At 48.1% G+C, this 6,207-nt stretch carries 7 protein-coding genes; 3 read left to right on the top strand and 4 right to left on the bottom strand.

The features are described from left to right. The 4 genes from ACLQ6D_RS01770 to ACLQ6D_RS01755 all read right to left on the bottom strand — a co-directional run. The coding region (locus tag ACLQ6D_RS01770) for a type II toxin-antitoxin system VapC family toxin (protein WP_411725538.1) at positions 1–369 on the bottom strand (369 nt) is incomplete at its 3' end. After that, positions 366–596, bottom strand: coding sequence for a type II toxin-antitoxin system Phd/YefM family antitoxin (locus ACLQ6D_RS01765; RefSeq protein WP_411725537.1), 231 nt, complete (start codon positions 594–596; stop codon positions 366–368). The genes ACLQ6D_RS01770 and ACLQ6D_RS01765, both read right to left, overlap by 4 nt. A 324-nt stretch (positions 597–920) precedes the next feature. After that, positions 921–3,737 (bottom strand): class I SAM-dependent DNA methyltransferase, encoded by a 2,817-nt coding sequence (locus ACLQ6D_RS01760; protein WP_411725536.1) that lies wholly within the window; start codon positions 3,735–3,737, stop codon positions 921–923. 139 nt (positions 3,738–3,876) lie between these two features. Continuing rightward, complete coding sequence (locus ACLQ6D_RS01755) at positions 3,877–4,071, bottom strand: hypothetical protein (protein ID WP_411725535.1); 195 nt, start codon at positions 4,069–4,071, stop codon at positions 3,877–3,879. Positions 4,072–4,443: 372 nt separating this feature from the next. Between ACLQ6D_RS01755 and mraZ the strand changes: the two genes are divergently transcribed. From mraZ to ftsL, 3 genes are read left to right on the top strand one after another with little or no spacing between them, the layout of a single operon-like run. Next, the gene (gene mraZ, locus ACLQ6D_RS01750; RefSeq protein ID WP_411725534.1) at positions 4,444–4,908 is read left to right on the top strand and encodes a division/cell wall cluster transcriptional repressor MraZ; all 465 of its coding nucleotides are present in this window, start codon (positions 4,444–4,446) and stop codon (positions 4,906–4,908) included. A 12-nt stretch (positions 4,909–4,920) separates the two neighbouring features. Beyond that, entirely contained in the window at positions 4,921–5,847 is a 927-nt protein-coding gene (gene rsmH, locus ACLQ6D_RS01745; RefSeq protein ID WP_411725532.1) for a 16S rRNA (cytosine(1402)-N(4))-methyltransferase RsmH, read from the top strand. A 3-nt stretch (positions 5,848–5,850) separates the two neighbouring features. Further along, on the top strand, positions 5,851–6,141 hold the full coding sequence (gene ftsL, locus ACLQ6D_RS01740) for a cell division protein FtsL (protein WP_411725530.1): 291 nt from the start codon (positions 5,851–5,853) through the stop codon (positions 6,139–6,141). The last annotated feature ends 66 nt before the right edge of the window (positions 6,142–6,207 follow it).

Raw genomic sequence — 6,207 nt, 5'->3', positions numbered from 1 at the left:
ATAATAAGCAGAAAGCTGTTGATCGGCGCTTAGCAGGGGTATTTGGTTAACCATCGCCTGGGCTACAAGTAAACGATCAAAAGGGTCTTTATGGTGCAAGGGCAGATTTTGTAATGCTAGCGCGTGGTTCATAGTTATCGGTAATTCGGTTAAGGCATTGGCATACATGCGGTGGGGCACGAATTCTTTGGGCGGTTCGGTCAGCTGTAATTTACCTAAACTATATTTAATGGCAATTTCAAACCCGGTAACCGCGCTAAGCAATATTTCATTGTTTTCATCCAGGAAAATTTCTTTGGCTAGTTCCGATAATTTCGGATCATCGGTAACCAACCAGATAAAGGCACAGGTATCGAGTAAAACCTTCATTCAAAATGTTCCATAAAACCTTCCGGTAATTCATCGAAATCCGGCATTATTTCCACCATGTTTTTTGCCTCTCCCAAGCGGCGTTGTTGTGGCTTCTCCTGGTAGGCAACCAGCCGTGCAATAGGTTTATTGGCCCGTGAGATAATAATTTCATCCCCTGCTTCTACCTGCTGTAGCAATTGGGAAAGCCGGGTCTTGGCTTCGTGGATGTTGATGGTTTGTTTCATGAGTTACATCTTAGCTAATTATTTAGCTAGATTGTAACAGGTTTTTGTTTTCCAATCTGCTCCCAGTTTCAGTAGTGTAGGTTGGGTTAGGCGCACATTTCGAATGTCGCTATGCTTGCCACCGGATTGTCCGTACGCCGTAACCCAACATCGACCGCCGACCGAACCCCCGATTGTTGGGTTACGACGCGCCCAAGCATCTTACACGCTCCACCGTCCTACAGTTGCCGAGAGGGTTGGGGTGAGGAAAATATAATCAACTGGTTATATCCCCCTCATCCTAACCTTCTCCCTCAAGGGAGAAGGGACTCAAGCAGTGGTGCTTTAACCGATTTTGCCAGCTTGGGCGGTGAGCGGGCTGGTGAGTTGCTGGTATAGTTCGAACAGGAAGGCGACGCGGTCGCTGTCGCCGGAAAACTTCTTTTGGGAATAGGCCGCGTCCACGGCTGCATCGAGCTTGTGGTGCGCCTTGACCAGTTCCGGTGGCATGGTTAGCGGGTCATACAGGTCGGCAAGGGAGGAACTGGGGTATTTGGCACGGGTATCCAATACGGCTTGCGCCGCGTCCTCGATGGATTGCCGCTGCTTGTCGGTCAGGAGTTGAGGCCAGGGGAAGTTGTTGTAAACGACATCTTTAGAATAGCGGTAACGACTTTCGAGACGACCACAGACGCTCCGCACCCATGCCATGTGCATTGTTGAAGATAACACACCGAAATGATAAAGTGTGGCATTTGGAGCAATTTTCACAAGGTTGCTGGCTAGGGTTTCAGGCATAAGAAAACCAATTGGAATATAACGCCTTCTCTCCGAAGAAACCTCTGGGATTACCAGATAACTTGAATCCGGCATGTTTTCGACGTGAAAGCGGGTTGGCGTATCAGCCAGTTTTCTTGTGGGTGCGCTGTTGCTGGCAAGCCTGACGCGCCGGACAGCTTCAACCCGTTTCATGGCTTCCGGCATTTGCCGCAACTTATCCGGGGGACAATCTCCCAACCATAGACACCAACGTTCATAACCGTTGATGAATTCAACACTGCCAAGCCAACGCCTGAAATAAAGCGCGGCGGCTGGCTCTTTCTTGATGAACCCGTCACGCCCCTCCGGTGTGAACAGATAATGCCCGCCGTCTATAGGCTTGTTGCCAATCCCTATTTCCGGCACGGCACATAGTGGAGAACTGCGACGTGAAACAACTATGTCTGGGGCATCCACCAAATAAGGGTTTATGTTCTTGGCCTTGACCTCGTGGGCTTCTGCTTGAGGTGTTTCATAATCGAAAATCCGCTTGTCCGTCGTGTCATGCAGGGAAAAGCCAATAATAACGCAATGTACAGCAGCTTTGCCGCGTGCCTCGTTCGACCATTGGAAGGTGCGGTGTGCAAAATGGATTTTCACCCCGCGACGCAATAAATCAGGCCACAATACGCCGACCTGCTCGCCTTGGGTGATGGAGTTGGTGGAGACAAACGCCGTTTTGATTGGATAACCGTCATTCCCTGCCGGAACGACGGCGCTGGACATATAGTCTGCTGCCTTGCGATGCCATGCGGCGACATAATCAAGTAGCCCGGCACTTTTAACGTCATGGAAAACCCGCACCATGTCCGTGCGTTGTTCGTCATCCATATATTTGGCACCGACAAAAGGCGGATTCCCCAATATGTAACTCACTTTGGTAGGGTGCGTTTTACGCACCTCATTAAAATGCATGGAATGCACCCTACTAGATTCCGGCTCTAAAACTTCCCCCCAATCCAGCCTTAAGGCGTTGCCGTGAACGATCTTCGCCGATTTTTTTAACGGCAGGCGCACGAAGTAGCTGCCGAATTCTTCCGATACGCGCAGGTTCATCTGGTGATCCATCAGCCACAGCGCGGTTTGCGCGATTTGAGCGGGAAATTCTTCTATCTCGATGCCGTAAAACTGGTCTACGTCGCACAGGATGTGCAATTCCACGACATCCAGGGATGCGGTTTGGGCTTTTCCGTACAGGCTGCGGATGATGTCCAACTCCAATTGGCGCAGTTCGCGGTAGGCGATGACCAGGAAATTGCCGCAGCCGCAGGCCGGATCGAGGAATTTGAGCTGGGCAAGGCGTTGATGGAAGTCGTAAAGTTTCTTGGGCTGGCTTTTCACCCGCTCGAATTCCGTCCGCAATTCGTCCAGGAACAACGGACGGATGAGCTTTAGGATGTTCTTTTCCGTGGTGTAGTGTGCGCCCAGGTTACGGCGCAGCTTTTGATCCATGACGGATTGGAACAAGGCACCGAAGATCGCCGGGGAAATCCGGCTCCAATCCAGGGCGCAGCACAGCAGCAGAATCTCCCGCATCTCGGTATCGAACGATGCCATCGGGAGGCGCTTGGCAAACAAGCTGCCGTTGACATAACGGAAAGCGGCAAGCTGTTCATCCAGATTTTTCAGGCGTTTATCTTCTGGCGCGTCGAGCACTTGAAATAATTGCTCCAGCCTCATCGCAAGGTCGCTGCCGTCTTCCGCCGTACGCTGTTCGATCAAATCTTGAAACTGGCGGCGTTCAAAAATGCTGGTGTCTTCGGCAAACAGGCAAAACAACAGGCGCACCAAATACACTTCCAGGTCGTGGCCTTCATAGCCGATGGCCTTGAGCTTGTCGTGCAACTTGCCCATGCGCTCGGCGGCTTTGATATTCGCCGGGTCTTGTTCTTTGTAGGAGGTAGTTTGGTATCCTGCAATAAAACCGAACAGTTTGATGTTTTTGTAGAATTCTTTGATCGGAAATTCTTGCTGGGTGTTTTCCTCCAGGTCATAGAGGCGAAAACGGGCAAAATCGGAGACCAGGATGTAGCGCGGCAAGTCCCTGTCTTTAAGGCCGGGGAAATAATCCTTGGCTTGCTGGAAAGCGCGGTCTAGGTTTTTGCCGCGTGATTTGTGTTCGACCAAGATTATGCCCCGCCACAAAAGGTCGATATAACCGTCGTGACCGTCGAATTTTTTGACGGGCTGCTCAAAGGTGGCTACGCGGCGGCGGGGTACGCCAAAAACATTGAAAAACGCATCCCAGAAGGATTTGGCTTCGGCATCTTCGGATGATTCATCCGCCCATTCATGGGAGAACTTCAACGCCCGGTCTTTGATTTCGTTCCACGATAACGGCATGATTCCTCACTTTTCTGGGGGTATGGTCGTGTATGGTAGATCATTTAGCTGAAAATCCAAATGAGATACGCGACGTAATATAGCTCCTAGAACATAGGTTCTATACAATGTTTAGTCGAGTCAACAATTATTCCTAATTCTACTTTGTCAGATTAAGCACAAGTTCGTCATACTCGCCAGGAAGCGGGTATCCAGTGCCATGGATGGCAGGCTCAAATCCATCCATGGAGCCTAGATTCCGGCGACCTCCATGGATGGAGGAAGTGCGGAAGAGGAAATGGAATCCTCGCCGCCAATCCATGCCGGAATGATGATCTTGGAAAATAGTGATCATGTAATCTGACAAAGTAGAATTCAGCCCGTCTGTTGAATGTTTTCTGCTAGATAAAGATTGTCATTTACTAAAGACATTTCCTTGTAATTTTTTTGAATGCTAATCGAAAACGATCCATAACAATCCTTCAAGCCTAAAGTAATTTATTAACTAAATTATTTAACAGGCTGATAAAAATACAATTTATTTTTGCCAGTTTTATAGATTTAAAGCTCTTTCCCGTTTAGCCCTAAGTTGTTGTCAAAAAAGCAAATATTTTTTTGAATTAGTTTTTTTGTGCTATTCTTAAGCCCAAGTGGAAGTTTTGTGGTTTATTAGGGTGGCTCTGTGGTTTTTTGTGGAGTTACTTGGTAGAGATTTTACGGGGGAATCTTGTTTCGAGGCACAACCACAGTCAATCTCGACGAAAAAAGTCGTTTTGCTATTCCTTCCCGTTTTCGGGACCGGGTACGGGAAATTTGTGCATGTCAGTTTATCGCTACAGTTGCTGTGGATCATGAATTTGCTGGTATTCCTGGATGTCTGTGGATTTATCCTAAACCAGAATATGAAAAATTAGAAAAAGAAATAGTCGAGTTGACCTCGAGCGAGGAGAGTATTTTTTTGAGAACATTCATAAGTGGTTTTGCCAGTGAATGTGAAATGGATACACAGGGCCGTGTTTTGATACCCGAATCGCTAAGAACTATTGCAAATTTGGACAAAAAAATTGTGCTAGTTGGACAAATCAACCGTTTCGACGTTTGGAGTGAGGAAGAATGGGGGAAAAAACAAGCACAATTCTTTAATGGGCCAAGTGTCAAGAAATCCGGTGAGTCGATTAAGTTATCTTTCTGACCGGGCGAACCCATGCAACACAGGCCGGTCATGTTGGCTGAGGTTTTGGAGCAGATGGCAATCAAGGACGATGGCATTTATCTGGATTGTACGTTTGGGCGGGGTGGGCATAGCCAGGGAATTTTATCGTTGTTGGGTGCGTCAGGCCGCTTGTTGGCGTTTGACCGTGATGTTGATGCAATTGTGTCAGATGTGGCCCTGGCAATGCTTAAGGATAAGCGCTTTACGTTAAGTCATAGTTGCTTTTCGGCTTTGGAAAGCGTGGTGGCTGATGAAGCCTTGGTGGGGCAAATAGACGGAATTTTACTGGATTTGGGCGTGTCGTCCCCGCAATTGGATGACCCCCAGCGAGGTTTCAGTTTTATGCAAGACGGGCCTTTAGACATGCGGATGGATATTGGCGCGGAGATGACAGCCGCCAAGTGGTTGTCCAAGGTTGATGAAAAGGAATTGACCAGGGTGCTATTTGAATATGGGGAAGAGCGGTTTGCCAGGCGGATCGCCCGTGCGATCGTTGAGACTAGGGCGGAAAAGCCATTGCTTACGACTAGGCAATTGGCAGGCCTTATAGAGCATGCCGTCCCTAAGCGAGAAAAACGTAAGCATCCTGCGACGCGCAGTTTTCAGGCGATACGCATTGAGATTAATAAGGAACTCGATGAATTAAAAGATGTGTTGCAGCAATCCATACAGGTATTGAAACGGGGTGGACGGCTGGTGGTGATTTCCTTTCATTCCCTGGAGGACAGGATGGTCAAGCAGTTTATACGGAATGAATCGGGAGCCAAATACGATCCGGGCAAATTGCCTGTAAAGGAAGCGGACATTGCTCAAGGTTGTTTGGTAAAACGAGGAAAGCCATTGAAAGCAGGTAAGTTCGAGATTGAACAAAATCCAAGGGCGCGTAGCGCGATTATGCGGGTGGCTGAACGAGTTTAAATAATGACAAATGACTGGACTATCAGCAGCAAAGAGTCGATAGGGATAATCGCGTTATTGGTCGTGTTGATGGTCTCGGCTTTGGCTGTTATCTATTGCAAGAATTACTCGCGCTCGATTTTCATAGAGATTGAGCGCCATGAACAGACATTAGACCAATATGAAGTGAAGTGGGGGCAAATCCAATTGGAATTATCGACCTTGGCAATACAAAATCAAGTTGAGTCGATTGCGAAAGGGCGATTAAAACTGGTTATGCCTATTCGGGAAAACATTATCTATATAAAACCTTAGATGCATTTATCAAATGGTATCAAGCCACGGAAACAGGTCGGTGATTTTTCAGCTAGGAGGAGGTTT

The sequence above is a fragment of the Methyloglobulus sp. genome (assembly GCF_046714055.1).
In the GTDB taxonomy this organism is placed as follows: domain Bacteria; phylum Pseudomonadota; class Gammaproteobacteria; order Methylococcales; family Methylomonadaceae; genus Methyloglobulus.
The sequence above is the reverse complement of the archived record's forward strand: the minus strand, read 5'-3'. Positions and strand labels throughout refer to the sequence as shown.